This is a genomic window from Thalassotalea sp. PLHSN55, from assembly GCF_052030545.1.
Lineage (GTDB): Bacteria > Pseudomonadota > Gammaproteobacteria > Enterobacterales > Alteromonadaceae > CANMXU01.
Window position 1 is genome coordinate 524737 of sequence record NZ_JBPDIH010000002.1, and the last position, 21334, is coordinate 546070.

Here is a 21334-nt window from a genome sequence, read left to right on the forward strand (position 1 = left end):
AAAGGGTATGTCACAGCGTTTATAATTTGCCGTAATACCCTTCTTTTAGTGCGTCGTGCAGGTTGGCAGCGGTATGAACTTCGCCATCGTACGTAATTTCTTCATTACCTTTTGCACTAATCACTGTGCCGTCAGCTAAGGTAAAGTCATAAGTCACATTCGCTAGATCTTCTTCTTTGACTAATACACCTTGGTGAACTTCTGGGTTAAACCTAAAAGTTGTGCAACCTTTTAACCCTTTGTCGTAGGCGTACATATAAACATCTTTAAACTTCTCAAAAGCAAAATCCGTTGGAATATTGATCGTTTTTGAAATCGACGAATCAATCCAATATTGCGACGCGGCTTGCACATCAACGTGCTCTTGTGGCGAAATTGCTTCACTGGCGGTGAAATATGCTGGTAATTGGTTAGCTTCATCGCCATAAGGTTGTGCGTTTTTATTCACTAACTCGCGATAAGCTAATAATTCAAAGCTTGAAACGGCAACTGACTCTTTAGACTTTTTACCTTCACGAATAATGTTGCGGTGATATTCATGAGCAAAACTTGGCTCGATACCATTTGAAACATTGTTACCTAAGCTAAGCGCTAAAGTCCCGGTTGGTGCAATTGAAGTGTGATGAGTAAAGCGAGCACCCACTTGCGCTAATTCTGCTACTAATTCAGGTGCTTCTTCTGCGATACGTTGCATATAACGACTATATTTAGCATGCAATACTGCGCCTTTAATTTTATCGCCTACTTTAATGCCATCTTTCGCCATTTCAGGGCGCTTGTGTAACATCGCTGCGGTAACGGTAAATTCTTTTGCCAAAATAGGCGCCGGACCTTTTTCTTTCGCTAGCTCTAACGCGGCTTGCCAACCGGTTACCGCCAATACTTTTGACGCTTCTTCGGTAAAGGCAATGGCTTCTGGGCTGTTATATGGCATTTTCAACATGGTCATCGCTGAGCCTAAACCTAAATAGCCCATGCCATGACGGCGTTTATTTTGAATTTCAATGCGCTGCTCTTCTAGCGGTAAACCGTTAATTTCAACCACGTTATCAAGCATGCGAGTAAATACGCTGACCACTTCTCTAAATTTGTCCCAATTAAAACGCGCTTGCTCGGTAAATGGGTTCTCAACAAATTTCACTAAGTTGACTGAACCTAAAAGGCATGCGCCGTGCGGCGGTAAAATTTGTTCGCCGCAAGGGTTACTGGCACGAAGCTGTTCACAGAACCAGTTGTTATTCATGTCGTTTGCATGGTCGATAAGTAAGAAACCTGGCTCGGCATAATCAAAGGTATTAGCCATGATCATATCCCAAAGCCTTGAAGCGGCAATGGTATTGTAAATACGACAGGCGATTTGTCCGGTTTCATTAACAATATAACCGTGCTCTTTCACGTACTCGGCTTCAAAATGGTTTTCTTTATAAACAATTTTTGAACTGTCGGTTAAATCAAATGCTTCTGTTGCGAGTTCTTTTTCAGAAATAGGAAACACTAACGGCCAAACTGAGTCAGACTTTACCGCTTCCATAAACTCATCTGTTATAAGCAACGATAAGTTAAATTGACGCAGGCGACCGTCTTCACGTTTAGCTAAAATAAATTCTTTTACATCAGGGTGTGAAACATCAAACACGCCCATTTGTGCGCCGCGGCGACCACCGGCCGAGCTTACGGTAAAACACATTTTGTCGAAAATATCCATAAACGACAACGGACCTGACGTGGTAGCCCCCGCGCCTGCAACATAAGCGCCGCTAGGTCTAAGTGTTGAAAACTCATAACCAATGCCACAACCTGCTTTTAAGGTTAAACCCGACTCATGCACGCGACTTAAAATGCCGGTCATAGAATCGCTAATGGTGCCAGAAACCGTGCAGTTAATGGTTGACGTTGCCGGTTTGAATTTTTCAGCACCAGCATTTGAAATAACGCGACCTGCTGGGTATGCACCAGCTTCCATCGCCCATTTAAATTTTTGCTGCCACTTTTTCTTATCTTTTGGCTCGATTGCCGCCAAGGCAGAAGCGACACGTTCAAAGGTTTGGTCAATGCTATTTTCTTGCGCGACACCATGTTTATCTTTAAGGCGATATTTTTTATCCCAGATATCTAGCGAAGCAGCTTGAAGTTCAATTTCTTGAGTGGTTTTTGTCGCGACATTGTTAAGCATGAGTTTTTCCAAAACAGTTTTTTATGGAGCCTATGATAACGGTAATATTTGATAAAGCAAGCGACAAAACACAACATATAGATTAATTAAAAACACAAAACACTATATATTGTATTTTGTGATTTTAATCACTTTTGGCAAAAAAACAAAAAATTGATGAAAATGCACCCAAGTACAAAGAAATATACTAATAAAAAATTATCGATTGCTTAAAGTTTGCGCGTAATTTTAAACACACAGTAGAAGAGTCGACGTTAATAAATAAGTCGATTACGATTGCAAAGAAATTGTAATAGATTTAGTGAAAGGAATATGTAACAAGTGTTAGCCCAGCATTAGCTTATTAGTTGCTAATGCCAAGCCTATCGAAAATAATTAAAAGCTTAAGGTAAGTGTTCGCTGGCTAAATAATCGTGCGATTGCATTTCTTGTAAGCGAGACAAACAACGTTTAAATTCAAAAACCAGTCGTCCATCACAATATAGATCTTCAAGTGCAACTTGCGCAGAAATGATTAATTTCACATTTCGTTCGTAAAATTCATCCACCAACGCAATAAATCGTCGCGCTGCGTCATCACAATCACCATTCATTTGCGTAACATGGGCAAGCAACACCGTATGGTATAACTTACTGATTTCCATGTAATCGCCCTGACTTCTTGCACTTTCACATAGCTCTGAAAATTCAAAATGCACTACGCCATCCGAAACCTCAACAGTGGCAAGTTTTCGATTATTAATATCGATTGTCGTATTTTTTGACCCCGGCTCACAAGAAAGCTGTTCAAAATAACGGAATAAGTTTTCGTCAGCTTTTTGATCGAGCGGGTAATGATAAATTTCCGCTTGCTCTAAGGTGCGCAAACGATAATCAACACCGCTATCAACATTTACCACATCAGTATGCTGATTAATTAATGCGATGGCTGGTAAAAATCGCGCCCGCTGCAAACCGTTACGGTACAGCTCATCAGGAATAATGTTTGAGGTTGCAACCAAGGTAACGTTATGGGCAAATAGCTCTTCAAATAAAGTGCCTAAAATCATCGCATCAGTAATGTCTGAAACAAAAAATTCGTCAAAGCAAATAATACAAGTTTCGTCGGCAAAACGTTTGGCAATGATCTTTAGCGGATCAGATTGCCCGGTTAAGGTTTTCAATTCTTGATGAACACGGTGCATAAATCGATGAAAATGCACGCGCATTTTATTTTCAAATGGCAGGCAGTCATAAAAGGTATCAACTAAATAGGTTTTACCGCGACCAACACCGCCCCAAAAGTAGAGTCCTTGAATTGACTTTTTAGGTTGCTTATCAACAACACGCTTCCAGCGGTTTAATACTTTTTTAAAACCCGACACCGGCAAAGGTTTGTTTTGCAGGTCTTCATATAAACGCTGCAGATGTTTGACCGCGTTTTCTTGAGCAGCATCGTATTGAAAATCGTCACGAGCTAAATCTTGGTTATACTTATCTAAAGGCGAAAGATTAATCATTTACCAACCATTTCATTAAAAGGAGCTTGAAAAAAATTAAATTGCAAACATATTCACTATATATGCAAGGTTAAGCGCGTTATATTATCCATTAGTCGCTATTTATTTAGTTATATGGTTATTTTCACTAATTTTTGTCTTGAATACAATTAAGGTCGTACAGTATGAGTGTAGGTATAGGGTTAATTATTTTTATTATTGGTGCAATTGCTGGCTTTGTTATCAGTAAATTGGTGTCGTCTTCTGCAAAAGAGCAAAAACTTGCCGAACAAGCAAGCCAAAGTGAAGCTGAGTTGCAACAGTACAAACAAGATGTTGCCGAGCACTTAGAAAGCTCTGCAAAATTATTAGAACAAATGAACACTACTTGCCAAAATGCGATGTCGCAAATGGCGCAAAGCACTAAGCTATTAAAGCAAGCAACACCGGCTGAAGGCACGCCAATGCCATTTTTCTCAAAAGAAACTCAAGAGCAGCTTGCAGAAACTGTGTCGCTAAGACACCAAAGAAAAGAAGCTAAATCAGAAGAAAACTTAACCGAGCCACCGCTTGATTACTCAGGCAATCCAAGTGGTTTGTTTCGTGATGAGAAACACTCTGTTACAAACCCTGAATAAGCTATTTCGGAACTTTATCAAATTTACTCAGTCTTTTAATAAGTCAATTATATTAAGTTTAAGGAATTATTTTTATTATGAAAAAACTGACTGCTGTTATAAGCGCTTCGTTACTTTCTAGTACCCTGCTGTTGTCGAGCTTGCCTGTGCAAGCGAATTTACCGTTTGCTGTGAATGGACAAGAATTACCTAGTTTGGCACCAATGCTTGAAAAAACAACACCGGCAGTGGTTAGCATTTCAGTAAAAGGTACCCATGAAATTGAGCAACGTGTACCTGACGTATTTAGACGTTTTTTTGGTAATAATCGCCAGCAAGGCCCGCAAACACAAGAACGCCCATTTCAAGGTTTAGGCTCAGGTGTCATTATTGATGCTGACGAAGGTTATATCATTACCAATAACCACGTTATTGACCAAGCCGACGAAATTATGATCACCTTAAAAGATGGTCGTCAGCTTGAAGCGAAAAAACTTGGCTCTGACGCTGGCAGCGATATCGCTTTATTACAAGTTGATGCTGAAGATTTAGTTGAAATTAAAATTGCTGACTCTGACGCCTTACGTGTTGGCGACTTTGCCGTAGCCATTGGTAGCCCATTTGGTTTAGGTCAAACCGTTACATCTGGTATTGTCAGCGCTTTAGGTCGAAGTGGTTTAAACATTGAAAATTTTGAAGACTTTATTCAAACCGACGCGGCAATCAATAGCGGTAACTCAGGTGGCGCACTGGTTAACTTACGCGGTGAATTAATTGGCGTTAATACCGCCATTTTAGGACCAAGTGGTGGCAACGTTGGTATTGGCTTTGCCATTCCAAGCAACATGATGAAAAACCTAATCGATCAAATTATTGAGTTTGGTGAAATTCGTCGTGGCGTATTAGGTGTTGCTGGCCGAAGCGTTAATAGTGAAATTGCCAAAGCAATGGAACTTAAAACTAACCAAGGTGGTTTTGTCGAACAAGTAGTGCCTGACTCGGCAGCCGACAATGCTGGCATTAAAGCGGGCGACGTTATTGTTAAAGTTAACGGTAAAGCGGTTAAGTCGTTTAACGAACTGCGCGGCAAAATTGGCTCTATTGGCGCAGGCAAAGAAGTTGAAATTACCGTTATTCGTGACGGCAAAGAAAAAGACTTTGATGTGACTTTGAAAAAGTCTGAAGCAGCCAATGTTGAAGCCTCTAGTATTCACCCAATGCTAGAAGGTGCTGAATTAGAAAATAGCACCAAGAGCAAAGGTATTGTTGTTGGTGACGTTGAATCAGGTAGCCCTGCTGAAATGATAGGCCTTGAAGAAGATGACGTTATTACTGGTATTAACCGTACACGTGTTACGTCAATTGCCGATTTACGCAAATACCTAAAAGATCATAAAGGAGTATTGGCACTGAATATTGTCCGCGGCGGCAACAACTTATACTTGATGATCCGTTAATCCCTGAACGAACGCTTATCGTTAATACATTATGGCTCCTTTGGGAGCCATTTTATTTTTATGCTCGAAAATTATGCTATCAGCTAACAAATAAAAGACTCGACAGCTTAGCGATAAAAAGTATATGAATTGTGCAATAAAGCCTTCATTTGTAAAGTTAACTATTAACGATTAAGATTAAGCGTAAAGTTACCCTAACTGTGGTAGCCTAGAAAAAAACAATAATCACTTACCTAGACTGTAAATTCATGATCGCACAATTATTCTCATTCATTAAATACGTATTACATGCCGCCAGCTACGGGGTGATGATCGCAGTTGTATTATTGTTAGTCGTGCCTGAATTTCGTTTAGAAAATGCCACCTTATCAACATTATTAGAGCCGTCGACTCAAAAACAACAACCACTTTCTTATGCCCGAGCAGTTGCCAATGCCGCACCAGCCGTTGTTAATATTTACTCAAGAGAGTTTCAGCAAAGTCCACGTTTTGGGCAAAACAACCAAACCACACGTTTAGGTTTAGGCTCGGGCGTTATTATGCACAGTGAAGGCTATATACTGACTAACTTTCACGTAGTACAAAATGCCGATCTTATTGAGGTATTGCTGCAAAATGGCAGTACCTATGCTGCTGAACTCATTGGCTTTGATAAGTTTACCGACTTAGCCGTGCTAAAAGTAGACGCGCACAATTTACCCGTTATTCCACAAAACCCAACGCAAAAATCCTTGGTTGGCGATGTAGTGCTTGCCATAGGTAACCCATTAAATTTAGGGCAAACCGTTACCCAAGGCATTATTAGTGCTACTGGGCGAAATGGCTTAAGTAATACTAGCCATTTAGAGTTTTTACAGATGGACGCCGCCATTAACGATGGTAACTCAGGTGGCGCATTAGTGAATACCAACGGTGAGCTAGTTGGCATTAATTCAAGAAAGTTCACCCAGAGTAATCCGCAACTTAATATTCAAGGTATTTTCTTTTCAGTGCCCTATCAGCTGGCCTATAAGATCATGCAAAAAATTATTGAAAATGGTGAAGTGGTTCGTGGTTATTTAGGCATTTCTGCAAGAACATATATCGATAGTTTCAAAGGCATTGTGATTGACCAGATCACCGACAACAGTCCAGCACAAAAAGCAGGCTTGCGAAAAGGCGATATTATTTATCAAATTGAACAGACGCCAATTACCGGCATGACTCACGCATTAGATATTATTGCAGAAACACGACCTAACACAGTGTTGACCTTTAAGATTTATCGTCAAAATATTCAGTTAGATGTGCCGGTAACGATTGAAAAAGCTATCGCGCCTTAACTACCTTAGCTATCGCACGTTAGCTACCCCACCTAAACTGCCGCGCATTAGCTATGCAGAAAAATCACTCACGGGTAAGTAAATAAAGACTTACCCGTAAGAAAACAGCCACTCATTCAAAAAGTAAAAAGCTAATAGTTAAAACTATAAGCCTCGTTGCCACTCTTGGCGCAAATTCACTTGCTGTGGTTGATGCAAGGCTTGTTGAACTTGTGCTAACAACTTTTCTTTATCTTGCCCCAGAATACCTTTAAGCACTAAATAATTCGAAGCGTGATCAGAGCGGAAAATTGTTTTATCTAGCTCAAGTGTGGTTAACAAAGTTTCCATTTCTTCAAACAACTCACGCTGATTGAGTTGTCGAAAATCGCCATTAAAAGGTTTCGCAAAACGCTCTTCTCCTAACGGAAACGAAACCACTAACGTCGCTAAATAATCAGGCTGGGCTTCATTCATTAATTTGGCGGAATTAATTGCATGTTGCTGAGAATATTTAGGTCCGCCTAAGCCATTTAAAATCATCACTGAACTTTTTAAGCCGGCTGCTTTTATTTTCTGTAACGCTTGTAGCGAGCTTTGGTAACTTTCACCTTTGTTGATTAAAGTTAATACTTCATCGTCGCCACTTTCGCAGCCAACATAGAGAATTTTTAAACCTAAACTTTTAAGCTCTGCTAGCTGTTCCACGGTTTTATTCCCTAAGTTACGAGGCAAGCAATAACTTGATACTCGCACATTGTTTGGAAAATATTTTTGGATCAGCAGCATTATTTCTTTTAGGCGATTGAACGGCAACATCATCGCATCACCGTCAGCAAGAAAAACACGGCTCACTGGTAGCCCAGATTGTTTAATCGCTAATAGCTCTTGCTCAATAACCTCAGGCTTTTTCGGGCGAAACTTTTTCGACTCGCTGGTATACATATCGCAGAAAGTACATTTGTTCCACGAGCAGCCATTGGTGACTTGTAAAATTAAACTTTTCCATTCACTTGGCGGACGAAAGACAGGTTCAATATAAGACAAAGGGTACATATCACTACCTACTAAAGAGTTAAATTAACTAGAGCATATTGACTTTTGTGGTATAAATTTCGTTCAAATCTTAACGGTTGTAAAAATATACACCCAAGATCAATAGGCTTTATGCCTTACGCTCGTAAATGCAAAAATCTAATTCGTATAGATTTTTTTCATCAGCACCGCGCACATCGCTACTCACTTTTTGCCACTCATTTTCATAGGCAGGAAATTGGGTATCACCGTCAATAGCCGCATCGATATGGGTAATATAAAGTCGCTGCGCAGCGGGTAAACAATGTTGGTAAATTGCGCCACCGCCAATCACCATAATTTCTTCAACGTCACCGGCTAAGGCAAGTGCTTGCTCAACGGAGGTAACGGTTTCTATGCCATCAGCGTGATAATTCGCATCACGTGAAATAACAATGTTTTGTCGGCCCGGCAATGGGCGACCAATAGATTCATAGGTTTTTCGCCCCATGATCACAGGTTTGCCTAAGGTTGTTTTTTTAAAATAGGCTAAATCTGCTGGCAAATGCCAAGGCATATCATTGTCTTTGCCAATAATGCGATTTTTTGCATGGGCGACTATCATCGAAAGAATGGTCATGGTGTTATCCGCTTTTTAATCTTAATGACAAACTATCAAACAAAGTTTGCCTCAATAACTAGGGTTGTTTGTTGCTCAATGTTGAGCGGCTCTATTCTACTGCATGCGCCCATCTTGCACCATTAAAGTTAGTCGCTGACTTTAACATCTTTTAACAACTGCTACATCCCCCGTTTTATATAGTGAAATCGCCATAAAAGGCTAAATTCATCAGCAGTATTGATTACATTTTTGAGAATAATTATGACTTGGTTTCGACTTGCGACTTTCTGGCTTTTAACAGTAGTTCTTTTTAGCGGAGCAAATACTGCTTTTGCCAACGGCAAAAAAACAATTACCGACAAATCGGGGCTTGCTGAGCAACAATATATTGTTGTTTTTAACGATAAAGCACTCGCCACTGTGCGTCGCCTAGAATCCTCTCTTAGCGCTAAGCAAGTACAAGCGGTATCATCGCTTAGTGCAACCGCAAGCTCGCAACAGCTAGTGCGCAACAATTTTATTAATACGTTGCAAAAACGCAGAAGCTTAACTGCAAAGGTTACTGAGTACTCGCAACTTTTTAATGGCGTTGGCATAAATTCAGCATTATCGATTGATGAACTTAAACAATATCCCGATGTAAAAGCGGTTTACCCAGTTAATACTTATCGAGCAAAGCTTGCCGCAGCATTACCTATTATTAGCGCTGATGATGCATGGCAATTAGTGGGCGGTAACGATAATGCCGGTCAAGGCATAAAAATAGCCATTATTGACTCAGGCATAATGCCAGAGCACCCAATGTTTGCAGATACCGGTTTTGCCCAAGCGCCTGCAATGTCGCTAAATTCTGCTGATTACTGTCAAAGCCAAGACGCCAGTTTTTGTAATAATAAATTAATACTGGCCAGACATTACCCACCCGCTAACTACAACTTTGCCGCCAACGAGGAAGTTGACTCCCCCTACGCCACCTATTTACACGGTATTCATGTGGCAGGCATTGCCACCGGCCGAGAAGTCACTACCGCTAATGGTGAGTCATTTTCAGGTGTTGCTCCCGGCGCGATGTTAATGGTCTATAAAGCATTGTGGGGACAAGACGGGATATCAACCGATATCGAGCTTATTAAAGCATTAGAAGATGCCTATTTAGATGGCGCCGATATTATTAATAATTCTTGGGGTGGCGACATTGGCGCAGATCCTATCAGTACCTTGTATAAAGAACTTTTTACCGAGCTTGAAGCCGGTGGCGTAGTACTCGTATCAGCTGCTGGCAATGAAGGTGAATATGGTGAGCAAAGTATAAATTGCCCGGCATGTGTTGAAGCGGGCATTGCCGTTGCAGCTACCACCACGACAAAATCGACCGGCCATTTTCTTAATTTCAACCAACAACAAATATTATCAACACCGGGTGATAATTTAATTTCAAGCCAAGGCTTTGATGCAACACTTGCAAGCTTAGCACCTGAGACAAACGCTAATGGCTGCCAAGCATTTGCAGACGATACCTTCATTAATAAAGTGGCGGTGATTTATCGCGGGGATTGTTTATTTTCAGTAAAAGCGCAATACGCATTAAATGCGGGGGCGAGCGCAATGGTGATAATTAACGATCAAGTGGGCGCTAATATTCAAATGATCATGGAAAGCAGCTCATTACCTAGCACCTTTATTGCCATGAGCGACGGTGAAGCGTTAGTTGATTATATCGAAAGCGCTGCAACGCCAGAGCTTAGTATGGACAATGAAGCTAGTGTCTCTAATTCACCTTATGCCAAAGATTTTGTTGCTGCCTTTAGCTCGTTAGGCCCCAATGGCGATAGCACCATCTTAAAACCCGACCTGGCCGCACCTGGACAAGCAATACTCTCTGCTGCCAATCAAACCAGTGCACAGGAAAACGACGATTATTACAGTGAACTCAGTGGCACTAGCATGGCAGCGCCAATGGTTTCAGGTGCCGCTGCTATTATCAAACAACAGCAACCGCAGTTAACAGCCAAGCAAATAAAATCGCTTTTAATTAATGGTGCAGACGGCAATATTCAAAGTTATCAACATAGCCAAGCAACGCCTTTTGAAACGGGTGCTGGCCGACTAAATATTGCCGCAAGTATGGCGTTACCCGCTTATGCTAAAAATGCCAATATGGTGCTTGCTCGTTGTGGTAGTCGCTGTGAAAAACAAAACACCCTAACCTCAATTAGTGACCAAGCACAAAACTGGCAAGGGAAAATTAGTTTTGTCGATAATGGTGTTGCGGCAAACTTATCACCGAATAACATCACCTTTAACAGCGCCAACCAAAGCGCAACGTTTACTGTTTCAGTTCAACTGCCTTATCAGCCACAAGAGCAATGGTATTTTGGTGAAATTATTTGGCAAAATCAGCTTGGACAAACGATTCGACAAGCGCTAGTTGCCGAGGCAGATCACAACAATAGCGATTTACTCACCATTAGTATTAATAACCCAAGTGAAGTAAATAAAACATTTGCTGTCAGTGCCACTAATACCACAGAGCAAGAGTTGTTAGACTTTCAATTTGAGCTTATTGGCGCAGCGACCTTTAAGCCAACCACGCTATCTTCAAGCACCGGCGTGCCGATTACAGATGTATTGTGGCAAGAGCAAAAGCTAAGTTTTACTAGCGCTATGCCTGCCGCGCAAATACTGGTTGATGAAAACAGTTTGCCGTTCGAGTTAGATGTTAGCGAGCAAGACAATTATCAGCGAGCAACTTGCCTTGACGGCTGCGATGGCTTTAACTTCCCGGTCGATTTTAACTTTAATTATTTTGGCAAAAGTTATACTGGCCTCAGTATTTCAGACAACGGTTTGGCTTTTGCAGGCAAACAATACGTTGACCCAAATACACTAGTAAATAATTTAAGCCTGCCAAACTCACAATCCCCAGACGGTATCATCGCGCCGTTTTGGATCGACTTTGATTTAAAAGATGCCAACGATCCGCTTGATACCGGTGGCGGTGAAATACTTTATTTTCATCATCAATACCAAGGTGAAAATTATTTAGTGATCCAATGGCATAACGCGCAAATTTGGGTAGACGATATTTTGGGCTACAGCGCAGAATATTGGGGGATAAGTGATGAAAACCTCAGTTTTACTTTTCAGTTAATTTTACAAGAAAATACCGACAACATCTGGTTCAACTATATCGATATTCCAGAGCTACCGAACTACTTCACCGTAGGTGTTGAAAACGAAAACGGCACCATAGGCAAAAGTTTTTGGTACGACGACAGTGGTAGCATTAATATCGTTAACGATCTTAGCCTTGCGCTGAGTTTTATTAATGCCGGAACACTCAGTTTAGATATACAAACAAGTCCTATTGAAAATAGCGAGTTTGCCGTTACCGACAACATTAATACCCAAATAAATACGCCGGTTAACATTAGCGTATTAGCCAATGATTTAGTCAGTGATAAAAACGCCGTGCTTATTGGTAGTGTTGGTGGAAAATCGGTAACAACGGATTTGTATTTTGGCCAAAGCGCGCAACTCAACCCCGCGTCGTTAACGCTACTGACAACGCCCGAAAATGGCAATGCAGTGATTAATAACGATGGCACCATCACTTTCACGCCCGATGAAGATTTCAGTGGATATAGCAGCTTTAATTATCAAGTCACTAATAGCTTTAATCAAAGCTCAAGCGCACAAGTCAACCTTACCATTGGCGAGCCATTAGCAGTTAACATAAAAGCACCTAACCTGATTGCTGATAAATCTAGCGTGACCTTTACCACAGAAGTAGACAATGCCTCGGGAGAGCTAAGTTACCAATGGCAAATTCCTGAAGACTTTCAAGCAAATAGCTTAACGAATAGTGCCATTGACGTGGTTATTCCAAGTTATCAAAGTGCAGCCGCTAAAACACTGTCTGTCACGGTAAGCGATAATAATACCAGCACAACAAAAACGCTTAATTTTTATGTGGAAGCGCTTAACAACCCACCAGAAAATATCAGTATTTCTGGGCCAAGCACGCTGCAATACCAACAAGCAACAACCTATAGCGCCAATGCAGACGACGATGACAGTGAATTAAGCTATAGCTGGACATTATCGCAAGGCATAACTATTGAATCGGTTAATCAACATCAAATAACGGTTGTAGCGAGCAATACTAGCATTGAACAGGCGAGCATTACCGTCAACGTTACCGATGGTGAATATAGCCGCAGCGAAAGTATAACGGTGAAACTCGCGCAAAAAAGCGAAAGCAGTGGTGGTAGCGTAAATGGCTTGTTACTGTTGTTAATGATATTTGCGGTAAGAAGAAAGCTGGAAGTGAACAGCTACAAGCTACAAGTGGAAAGCTAGAAGTGGAAAGCTAAAAGCGGTAAGACAAAAGCGATAAGCTAGAAGTGGAAAGCTAAAAGCGGTAAGAAGAAAGCGATAAGCGAGAAGTAAAAAGCTACAAGCTGTAAGAAAAGAGCGAGAAGTAAAAAGCTGCAAGCGGCAAGAAAAAAGAGTTAAAAGAAAAAGCCACAAGCCGCAAGTTTAATGCTTGTAGCTTGTGGCTCAAATCTTATGGCTTACGTCTTGTAGCTTAAAACTTACGGCTTATGTCTTGTAGCTTGCAGCTTAAAACTTATGGCTTATCTGTTTTTTTCAATGCTTTTAATAAGTCTTTTGGCGACTTATAACCCGGCACCATAGTACCATCGGCAAAAATAATCGCCGGTGTACCGGTGATACCAAACGAGCGACCTAAGTCAAAGTGCGCTTTAATCGGGGCACTACAGCTGGCATTTTTAACATCGCCTGTGCTTTTAGCGGCGTCCATCGCAAGCTTTTGATCGTCGGCACACCACACCGACTTTATATCGCGATACGAGGCGCTATTAATACCGCCACGTGGGAACGCTAAATAATTTACACTAATACCTAGTGCGTTATATTCGTCCATTTCATTATGCAATTTACGACAATAACCACAGGTTGGGTCGGTAAATACCGTAACTTGATATTGCTCGTTTTTGGCAGGAAAGCTGATCATTGAATCTTTAAAGGCATCAATACCATTGGCGCGCAATTCTGACTGGGTATTTTCGGTTAAATTTTCAAACTTATTGTTCATATCAAACAAACGCCCTTGGAAAAAGTAACGATTATCTGAAGTGACATAAAAGACACCTTTATCGGTGATCACTTCTTTAATATTCGCAATTGGCGTATCGCTAACTTCACTCGCGGTTAAGCCTAAGCCTTTTAGTTTGTTAATAATATCGGCATCTGTAGCCGTTTCTGCACTCGCAGGTAATAAAGCGGCTAATGACAAAGCACTGGCAAGCACCAATAAACGACGTTTAATAAAACGCATAGCATTCCTCGATAGTGTGTTTTTAAATGAATCGGGTTAGCGACAAAGCTGCGAAAAAATCACAAGCCTGTAGCAAAACTAGCCCGAGGATACTTTGGCGGATTTACGATAAAAGCGCGATAGGTTTGACGTTAAAAAATGTAAAAAAAACCCCAAGCAAGCTTGGGGTTTTGGTTTTTATTGTTTAGGTTTAAATAATTTTAAAAACCAATAGAAAATGAACTGGTGTTTTCAACGGCACCCCAACATTTTACTATTTGGGTAGAATCTACTTCTCCATCAGCAATTACATTATCTATTGCACAGGTAAAGTCATTACTAGACGTTATTTGAGTAGGATTTACTAATGTAGGAACAACAGTTTGGCCATATGAGTTATCACCCCAACAATCAACCATGCTTACAGTTTCACCATCTACATTTCTTGAATATAAACCACAAGCGTGAGCATCTCCTACGGCTAAGTCTGTATAAGTGTACTCTTCTATTGGGCCTGTCGTTGCAATATCAACATTATTACAAAATACCATGTTGCGTCTATTTTCAGCGTAACAAATATTGTCACCTTCCGCATCCATCACTGAATACGCAGCATCAGCAGCAGTCATTTCATGCGCAAAAGTCTCATGGTCAAAACCATCAGAAGTAGCTAAAACAGTTGCAGACTCAACAAAGCCTCCATCTTCATAGCTATAACACATAGGTGACTGGGTATATGTACCGCCAGCCATTGTTCCAACATACTGAGCTAAGTTATAACAAACTTTATTATCAGAGACTGCTAATGCGACTAACATATTAAATGTGTAAACGTCGTCATCTGCTTGTATTGTTCCCATATCATCAATAGTATCTGGAGCCACTTCTATTGAACCTGACATTTCACCATCACAAACAACACTTGTACCACCTGAAGTACTCAACCCTGGAATATTTCCAAATTTAGCCGTACAAAATGTATCACTGCCAGATGCGTACAAATCATTATTTTGGCCGTCAACAACCGCATGAACATAATTATTATAAAATGGCATACTTGTATATGCTGTGTATACACCGCTAAGTTCTGTTACAACAGTCCCTTCAAAAGTTGAACATGTAATTTCACCATCAGCTTTCCAACAAGCATGATTGTCACCAATAGCTGCGTTCGTAACATTTTCAGTTACTGCAGCTGTATCTAATAAACCAGCAAAACCATAAACAGTCCCATCTTTAACTTTACCAAGGTTACCTGCTGATTGACATACAGGTGCGCCGTAACCTTCTATTGTCACACAAACACCGCCATCGTTTGAAGTTAGCTTGCTAATCACTGGTTCAAATGAATCATCGCTAAGCGCCGCTTCGACAATTGAATCAACTTTAGCAATGTTAGCTTCTAAGTTTTCATTACCACGTGCTGCAATATCAATTGAAAAATCATCAGAGTCTTCAGGCATAGCATCTAAATGATTAGGTACATTATCTAAATCGTAGTCTGAACTTGTAGAATTACCTCTTACAACAAAGTCAAAAGACAAACCTGTTGAAGTGTCTTTTCCGTCGCTTGCGTCGAAAGTGAACGTATAAACTGCTTCTGCAGCATATTCTTCACCATCATATAGTGGGAAAGGCATTGCAGTAGAAGATGCTGTAATTGTCTGACCGTCGTAATCCCAACCGTCTAATGCAGCATTGCCTTCAGCATCAGTGATCACTAAATTATCAATCGTAATCGTTTCACCAGAATCACTATCTCTTACTGAAGTGTTCATAGCGTTTTTACAAATGATTGCCATAGATGTATCTGCATCAACTACATTAACGCGGTCACAGTATTCATTTGATGGTGCAGTTGGCGCGCGGTTTGTATCTGCAACACTAATAGTAAGTGTTCCTGCTACGTCTGTTTCACCGTCTGATGCGGTTACCGCTAATACGATATCTTCAGCTGTCGCATCACTAAAACCTGGAGTACCTGAAATAATAGATGTATCTGGATAGTAAGTTGCCCAGCTAGGTAAAGCACTTGGGTCGTCAAGCATTACTGATACCACATCGCCGTCTTCATCGGTAGCCGATAAGGTAATACTTAAATCATCATCTTCAGCACCAGAAAGCATAAGCGCTGGCGCAGTTGGAGATGTTTTCGCTTGAACGCCGTTTACGATTAAAGCAAAGCTCATCGTAGTTGTCGCTTCGCCATCAGTTACACTTACAACAACATCGTGTGAACCGTCAGTGCCCGCTTCTGGAGTACCACTCACAACGCCCGTTGCAGCATCAATAGCTAAACCTGCTGGTAAACCTGTTACACTAAACGACAGAGTATCTTCGTCGGCATCAACCGCTTTTGGGGTAAAAGTAAATTCAGTACCTACTGTTGCTACAGTTACTACACCAGAAATACTTGGCGCACTGTTTTGGGTATTGTCAACTATAGGACCCGGCACTTCGACAATTTTTTCTACTTCTTTGGTATCACTACCACATGCAGCCGTTGTAAGCGCTGCCGCTACAACAAGTGCAATTCTTGTTTTGTTACTCATGTTTGATACTCCGTTAATTTTTTATTTTATCTTGCTTTTTGGGAAGAATTTGACAGTGCAAAATTGAAGAAAAACGCTTCAAAAAGAAGCTATATAATTGCAACTATTTTTCTTCCTTAGCTACGACTATAAAAAACACAGAAAAGTAAAAATGTTAAAACTTGTTAAAATCAACTATTTAACAAGCCAATTGTTACCAAAAATCTTTACAAAGCCAGTAAAAACGCCTTTCCCCGTTAAATATATTGTATTTATGTTCAATTAACATTATTATCCAAATTCGAGTATTTTTAACAAAAGTTTACATATTCCAAACAAATTAATAGCTAAACTTTTTTTGTTATTAACATGGAATAGAAAAATCAATGAAAGTTAATATTTTACGCAGCATCTCCTTTATCTTTGCACTATCGCTAAGTTCGACTTCTGTCGCTGCCGAAAATACCTCTGCACCTAAAACAAACGCTGTATCTCAAACCAGTTCGACTTTTCGTTTTGGAATTTCTGCAGGCCTTGGTCATTATCAAAACCCGATTAATTATAAAGACGATTTAAAAATACCGGTTTACCCAAAAATATTTTGGACCAATAACAAGAATTTTTATTTCGATAACTTTGAAATGGGTTATTTGCTTGCTTCGTTTGATAACTCGATTATTGAAGCGGTAGGTAAATTTAATATCGATGGTTTGTATCATTTAGATTCTAGTAAAGGTTTTATACCACCTTTGGTTATTAGCCCTCATCCTAATGAGCCTGAATTTATCGCACCTGAAGAGCCTAACTTGTCATACATGGGCGGCATTCGTTATACACAGCTACTAAATAACGACAAAGAATTGATCACCGCAGGTATATATACCGATGTATCAGGTCAACACAATGGCCAGCAATTTGAATTTTCTTGGACCCACAAATGGATCGATCGTCGCTTTAAATTAGCGTCTGAAATTATGCTGCGCTATAAGTCGTACGATTTACTGAATTATTATTACGGTGACCCTCTTCAGGGTGACCAAGTATCAAGCCAATTCCGCATTGATATGGGTTATCAACTTGATGCCAACTGGCTACTTGTTGCTAACTTTAGCCGAGAATATTTATCAGACGCAATCAGAAGTAGTGAAATTGTCGACGATGACTATTTAGACACCTATTTTGTTGGAGTCACTTGGAAGTGGTAAAATGGTGAGTGAGTGCTAACTAAGATAACAAGTTCAGTTATTTTTAGCTTATCCGTTACTTGCGCAAATGCAAGTGACATCAACACGCTCAACTTTTTTAAAGTAACCCCTTCACAATGTGTGCTCGATACCGAACAATCTGCTTGTTCAGTGATATTAAATTTTGACTGGTCGTTCAACAGTTATCACAGTGAAATTTGTTTATACCAAGAAGATATTAAGCTCGACTGCTTTGACAAAAACCTTGTCGGTTATGAAGTCGTCGCCCTATTAAATACTGATGTGAATTTTTATCTTAAAAATGCGCTCTCTGGTGAGCAAGTCGCTCACACCTCGGTTACTATGCTTAAGCCGAGTAAATTGAACTTATATAACCGCTACGTTCCTTGGAGAGTATTCTAATGTCGGCAAAAATGATTAACGTACTGCTAATTGAAGACGACCATAAACTGGGCTTAAAAATTAAACGCTTTCTTGAGAAAAATGACTGCCAAGTTGACTGGCTGCGTGGTGGCTCATTAATTGGTGTTGAATCGAAAGTCAGTGGTTTTGATGTGATTTTATGTGATATCGACTTGCCTGATATGTCTGGCTTTGATATTTGCACGCAATGGCGCGAACAATACAACGGCGCCTTTATTTTCATTACCGCGTTTACCGACTGCGAACGCCAAATTGCCGGCTTAGAATTAGGCGCCGACGATTACATTGTTAAGCCATTTCAACCTGATGTATTACTGGCGCGCATTAAAGCTAATTTAAGACGCTCTCATACCTCAAAAGAAGCCGAAACTACCGATACCACCACACCAATTAGTTTAGACGGATATTCGCTCGACCCTAAATCATCGCAAGCGAATGTAAAAGGCAATATTTTACCACTGACCCGCCAAGAATTTTCAATACTGTATATTCTGACTGCCAACGTGAATCATAAGGTAACACGCGATGCTATTTACCAGGTTGTACTGAATAAAGAGTATGATGGGTTTGACCGCACCGCAGATGTTTACGTGAGTAAATTACGTAAAAAATTCAATGCTATACCAGATAACCATTATCAAATTGATACGGTTTGGGGCAAGGGCTATGTGCTTAATAGCGTGCTTTAAATAGTTGTAATGAACATTCAATTTCTTCGTTTATCATTTACGCTGTTGTTAGCGTTATTTGCCTATTCTTGGCTGCTGTCGACTATTTGGGAAACCTTTGCACCCGCAAAACCCATTATTACCGTAGAGCAGGCTTTTAAGTTGCATGCGAATAAAGAGCAGCAGCTGTTTAAAAGCATACCTGAAGACGTTATTCAGCTACCTAAAGCGATGTTCGAGCAAATAAAAGCGGGTCAACAAATTCAATTTATTGACGGTAAAAACAACGTCTATTTTTACAACTATCGTGATGGAAACGTCGAAATTCTTGGCCCAATTCAAATGGATAACAGCGCGATAAACAATCAACGCTATTTAACTTCGCTGTATTTTATTGGCGTGATTGTTATTTTGCTATTTTGGTTTAGACCACTGTTTTTAGAACTCAGACTGTTGTCGAAAAAAGCACTCGAATTTAGCAAAACCGCCCATTGGCAAGCCTTTAGCATTCGTCAATCATCTCCTATTTTTCCGGTGGTAGAAGTGTTTAATCAAATGGGGCAGCGGATTGAAGAATTGGTCGAGCAGTACAAAGGCATTTCTCGCATGATCGGCCATGAAATACGCACGCCGCTAGCGCGCACGCAGTTCTCATTAGCGACCATAGATGACGAAGAGCACAAAGAAGAGTTAAGCTCTATTCAAGAAGATATTGACGAAATTGCCGCGTTAACCGAAGAGTTTTTAAATATTGCCAAACTTGAATATACCCAAGCGCAACTGCCTTTATCTTTAGTTGAAATTAAACCTTTGATCAGCGACTTAGTTGCGCGTTTTCAGCGCACGACACGTCATCAAATAAAGCTCGACATCGACGATAATTTAAAAGTATTTATTGATAAAACCTCGTTTATGCGTATGAGTCAAAACTTAATTGGCAATGCCTTAAAGCACTGCAATAGCCAAATAAACGTTAGAATTATCGAACATGAACAACACTTTACCTTAGACGTTTGCGACGATGGTGATGGCTTTAAAGAAGCAGAAAAAGCCCTTAAACCGTATTATCAAGAAGATAGTAGTAAAGACGGTTTTGGCTTAGGTTTAGCGATTATTAAAATGATCGCCAAGTGGTATCAAGGCAACATTAGCATTACTAAATGCCCAACCCTAAACGGCGCAAAAGTCAGCTTTAGCTGGCCAAAAAAACTGAAGTAGCTCCGAACCTGTTCTTTTCTTCTAAGGGGTCGGTGACACTTTTCCAATTAAAACGTCGATCTTGCCACCTCAATTGAAATTTTATATCTAGCGTCACCGACCCCTTTTGTTCAATTTAAACCTGAATTGGGGTCGGTGACACTTTTGCAAATAAAACATCGATCTTGCGCCTTAATTGAAATTTAAAACTAATGTCACCGACCCCTTTTGTTTATTATCGCCCCCTTTTGTTTAAACCCCTTTTGTTCATCTATAATTTAAAGACATTTTTTGTTGAAGGACTCAACAATGCCAAGACAAGCAAGGATGTTTCAAGCTGGCGTGCCCTGCCATGTAATAAGCAGAGGCAATAACCGCCAAGATTGTTTTATTAATTACAATGATTATTTGTTTTATCTAAAGTGCCTCAATGAAGCTTGCTTGAAACATAACGTCGCATTGCATGCCTACGTGTTAATGACTAATCACGTGCATTTATTATTTACCCCAAGTTGTAAGCAGGGTATTTCTAAAGTCATGCAATCAATTGGCCGTCGTTATGTCTACTATTTTAATAAAACTTACCAGCGCACAGGTACGTTATGGGAAGGCCGATTTAAAGCCCGTATTATTGATGCTGAGCGCTATCTTCTTAGCTGTTACCGTTATATTGAACTTAATCCGGTGCGCGCTAATATGGTTGCGACACCCGGTGATTATTTATGGTCAAGCTACGGCGTAAATGCAGGAATTAAGCCTCGAAAAAACTTATCACCACATCCACTTTATCAAAGCCTAGCTAGTGATGAAAATCAGCGTCATTTCGCTTATCAAGCGCTATTTAATCGTGAATTAACAGACGATGAATTGAACGAGATTACAAGTTAAAGCACTAATCGGGGTCGGTGACATATATCCAAATAAAACCGTAGTCTTGCCACCTTAATTAAAGCTTCAAACTAATGTCACCGCCCCCTTTTGTTACCGACCCCTTTTGTTAAACTGCCCCCTATTCAAACTCCAACATTTATTGGGGTCGGTGACATATATCCAAATAAAACCGTAATCTTGCCACCTTAATTAAAGCTTCAAACCAATGTCACCGACCCCTTTTGTTACTTTACCTAAAAACAAAAAGGCCGACAGTTTCCTGTCGGCCTTTTACGCTAATAAAGTTGAAAGGGGTGGTGACATATTTTCAAATAAAACCGCAATCTTGTCGCCTTAATTGAAGTTTCAAACTAATGTCACCGACACCTTTTTTTCCCTTTGTTCCTACTTTTATTTCTGTATTAAACTTGTCA

At 40.3% G+C, this 21334-nt stretch carries 15 protein-coding genes; 9 read left to right on the forward strand and 6 right to left on the reverse strand.

The features are described 5' to 3' along the window. Nucleotides 1–19: 19 nt before the first annotated feature. Together ACRRSQ_RS05440 and zapE are read right to left on the reverse strand one after the other, a co-directional pair. Nucleotides 20–2173: an adenosylcobalamin-dependent ribonucleoside-diphosphate reductase gene (locus tag ACRRSQ_RS05440; protein WP_440874692.1), complete on the reverse strand. Its 2154-nt coding sequence runs from the start codon at nt 2171–2173 to the stop codon at nt 20–22. A 383-nt stretch (nt 2174–2556) separates the two neighbouring features. After that, nucleotides 2557–3672, reverse strand: a complete 1116-nt coding sequence (gene zapE, locus ACRRSQ_RS05445; protein WP_440874693.1) for a cell division protein ZapE — start codon at nt 3670–3672, stop codon at nt 2557–2559. Nucleotides 3673–3836: 164 nt separating this feature from the next. Here zapE and ACRRSQ_RS05450 point away from each other — a divergent pair, with 164 nt between their 5' ends. The 3 genes from ACRRSQ_RS05450 to ACRRSQ_RS05460 all read left to right on the forward strand — a co-directional run bounded on the left by ACRRSQ_RS05450 (nt 3837) and on the right by ACRRSQ_RS05460 (nt 7047). Continuing rightward, nucleotides 3837–4289, forward strand: coding sequence for a YhcB family protein (locus ACRRSQ_RS05450; protein WP_440874694.1), 453 nt, complete (start codon nt 3837–3839; stop codon nt 4287–4289). A gap of 77 nt (nt 4290–4366) precedes the next feature. Next, nucleotides 4367–5725 carry a Do family serine endopeptidase gene (locus tag ACRRSQ_RS05455; protein ID WP_440874695.1) on the forward strand — a complete coding sequence of 453 codons (1359 nt, stop codon included), beginning with the start codon at nt 4367–4369 and terminating at the stop codon, nt 5723–5725. 248 nt (nt 5726–5973) lie between these two features. Further along, a complete protein-coding gene (locus tag ACRRSQ_RS05460) occupies nt 5974–7047 on the forward strand; it encodes a trypsin-like peptidase domain-containing protein (protein WP_440874696.1) in 1074 nt (357 codons plus the stop codon). A gap of 144 nt (nt 7048–7191) precedes the next feature. On the opposite strand, the gene ACRRSQ_RS05465 is transcribed toward ACRRSQ_RS05460, so the two are convergent. Continuing rightward, nucleotides 7192–8082, reverse strand: coding sequence for a radical SAM protein (locus ACRRSQ_RS05465; protein WP_440874697.1), 891 nt, complete (start codon nt 8080–8082; stop codon nt 7192–7194). Nucleotides 8083–8191: 109 nt separating this feature from the next. Next, entirely contained in the window at nt 8192–8680 is a 489-nt protein-coding gene (gene folA / locus ACRRSQ_RS05470) for a type 3 dihydrofolate reductase (protein ID WP_440874698.1), read from the reverse strand. Nucleotides 8681–8923: 243 nt separating this feature from the next. Between folA and ACRRSQ_RS05475 the strand changes: the two genes are divergently transcribed. Further along, nucleotides 8924–13024, forward strand: a complete 4101-nt coding sequence (locus tag ACRRSQ_RS05475; protein ID WP_440874699.1) for a S8 family serine peptidase — start codon at nt 8924–8926, stop codon at nt 13022–13024. A gap of 271 nt (nt 13025–13295) precedes the next feature. Here ACRRSQ_RS05475 and dsbC read toward each other — a convergent pair whose 3' ends face one another. Next, nucleotides 13296–14027 (reverse strand): bifunctional protein-disulfide isomerase/oxidoreductase DsbC, encoded by a 732-nt coding sequence (gene dsbC, locus ACRRSQ_RS05480; protein WP_440874700.1) that lies wholly within the window; start codon nt 14025–14027, stop codon nt 13296–13298. 200 nt (nt 14028–14227) lie between these two features. Next, nucleotides 14228–16558: a putative Ig domain-containing protein gene (locus tag ACRRSQ_RS05485; RefSeq protein WP_440874701.1), complete on the reverse strand. Its 2331-nt coding sequence runs from the start codon at nt 16556–16558 to the stop codon at nt 14228–14230. 365 nt (nt 16559–16923) lie between these two features. Between ACRRSQ_RS05485 and ACRRSQ_RS05490 the strand changes: the two genes are divergently transcribed. The 5 genes from ACRRSQ_RS05490 to ACRRSQ_RS05510 all read left to right on the forward strand — a co-directional run bounded on the left by ACRRSQ_RS05490 (nt 16924) and on the right by ACRRSQ_RS05510 (nt 20918). Next, nucleotides 16924–17742 carry a MipA/OmpV family protein gene (locus ACRRSQ_RS05490; protein WP_440874702.1) on the forward strand — a complete coding sequence of 273 codons (819 nt, stop codon included), beginning with the start codon at nt 16924–16926 and terminating at the stop codon, nt 17740–17742. Between the two features lie 12 nt (nt 17743–17754). Continuing rightward, nucleotides 17755–18144 carry a DUF3019 domain-containing protein gene (locus ACRRSQ_RS05495; protein ID WP_440874703.1) on the forward strand — a complete coding sequence of 130 codons (390 nt, stop codon included), beginning with the start codon at nt 17755–17757 and terminating at the stop codon, nt 18142–18144. Beyond that, nucleotides 18144–18854 carry a response regulator transcription factor gene (locus tag ACRRSQ_RS05500; protein ID WP_440874704.1) on the forward strand — a complete coding sequence of 237 codons (711 nt, stop codon included), beginning with the start codon at nt 18144–18146 and terminating at the stop codon, nt 18852–18854. Before ACRRSQ_RS05495 ends, ACRRSQ_RS05500 begins: the two co-directional genes overlap by 1 nt. Nucleotides 18855–18863: 9 nt before the next feature. After that, nucleotides 18864–20051 (forward strand): ATP-binding protein, encoded by a 1188-nt coding sequence (locus ACRRSQ_RS05505; RefSeq protein ID WP_440874705.1) that lies wholly within the window; start codon nt 18864–18866, stop codon nt 20049–20051. A gap of 306 nt (nt 20052–20357) precedes the next feature. Continuing rightward, nucleotides 20358–20918 carry a transposase gene (locus ACRRSQ_RS05510; RefSeq protein WP_440874798.1) on the forward strand — a complete coding sequence of 187 codons (561 nt, stop codon included), beginning with the start codon at nt 20358–20360 and terminating at the stop codon, nt 20916–20918. The last annotated feature ends 416 nt before the right edge of the window (nt 20919–21334 follow it).

Coding starts and splice junctions, on each gene's coding strand:
- ACRRSQ_RS05440 (WP_440874692.1), bottom strand. CDS start 2,173: ATGCTTAACAATGTCGCGACAAAAACCACTCAAGAAATTGAACTTCAA.
- zapE (WP_440874693.1), bottom strand. CDS start 3,672: ATGATTAATCTTTCGCCTTTAGATAAGTATAACCAAGATTTAGCTCGT.
- ACRRSQ_RS05450 (WP_440874694.1), top strand. CDS start 3,837: ATGAGTGTAGGTATAGGGTTAATTATTTTTATTATTGGTGCAATTGCT.
- ACRRSQ_RS05455 (WP_440874695.1), top strand. CDS start 4,367: ATGAAAAAACTGACTGCTGTTATAAGCGCTTCGTTACTTTCTAGTACC.
- ACRRSQ_RS05460 (WP_440874696.1), top strand. CDS start 5,974: ATGATCGCACAATTATTCTCATTCATTAAATACGTATTACATGCCGCC.
- ACRRSQ_RS05465 (WP_440874697.1), bottom strand. CDS start 8,082: ATGTACCCTTTGTCTTATATTGAACCTGTCTTTCGTCCGCCAAGTGAA.
- folA (WP_440874698.1), bottom strand. CDS start 8,680: ATGACCATTCTTTCGATGATAGTCGCCCATGCAAAAAATCGCATTATT.
- ACRRSQ_RS05475 (WP_440874699.1), top strand. CDS start 8,924: ATGACTTGGTTTCGACTTGCGACTTTCTGGCTTTTAACAGTAGTTCTT.
- dsbC (WP_440874700.1), bottom strand. CDS start 14,027: ATGCGTTTTATTAAACGTCGTTTATTGGTGCTTGCCAGTGCTTTGTCA.
- ACRRSQ_RS05485 (WP_440874701.1), bottom strand. CDS start 16,558: ATGAGTAACAAAACAAGAATTGCACTTGTTGTAGCGGCAGCGCTTACA.
- ACRRSQ_RS05490 (WP_440874702.1), top strand. CDS start 16,924: ATGAAAGTTAATATTTTACGCAGCATCTCCTTTATCTTTGCACTATCG.
- ACRRSQ_RS05500 (WP_440874704.1), top strand. CDS start 18,144: ATGTCGGCAAAAATGATTAACGTACTGCTAATTGAAGACGACCATAAA.
- ACRRSQ_RS05505 (WP_440874705.1), top strand. CDS start 18,864: ATGAACATTCAATTTCTTCGTTTATCATTTACGCTGTTGTTAGCGTTA.
- ACRRSQ_RS05510 (WP_440874798.1), top strand. CDS start 20,358: ATGTTTCAAGCTGGCGTGCCCTGCCATGTAATAAGCAGAGGCAATAAC.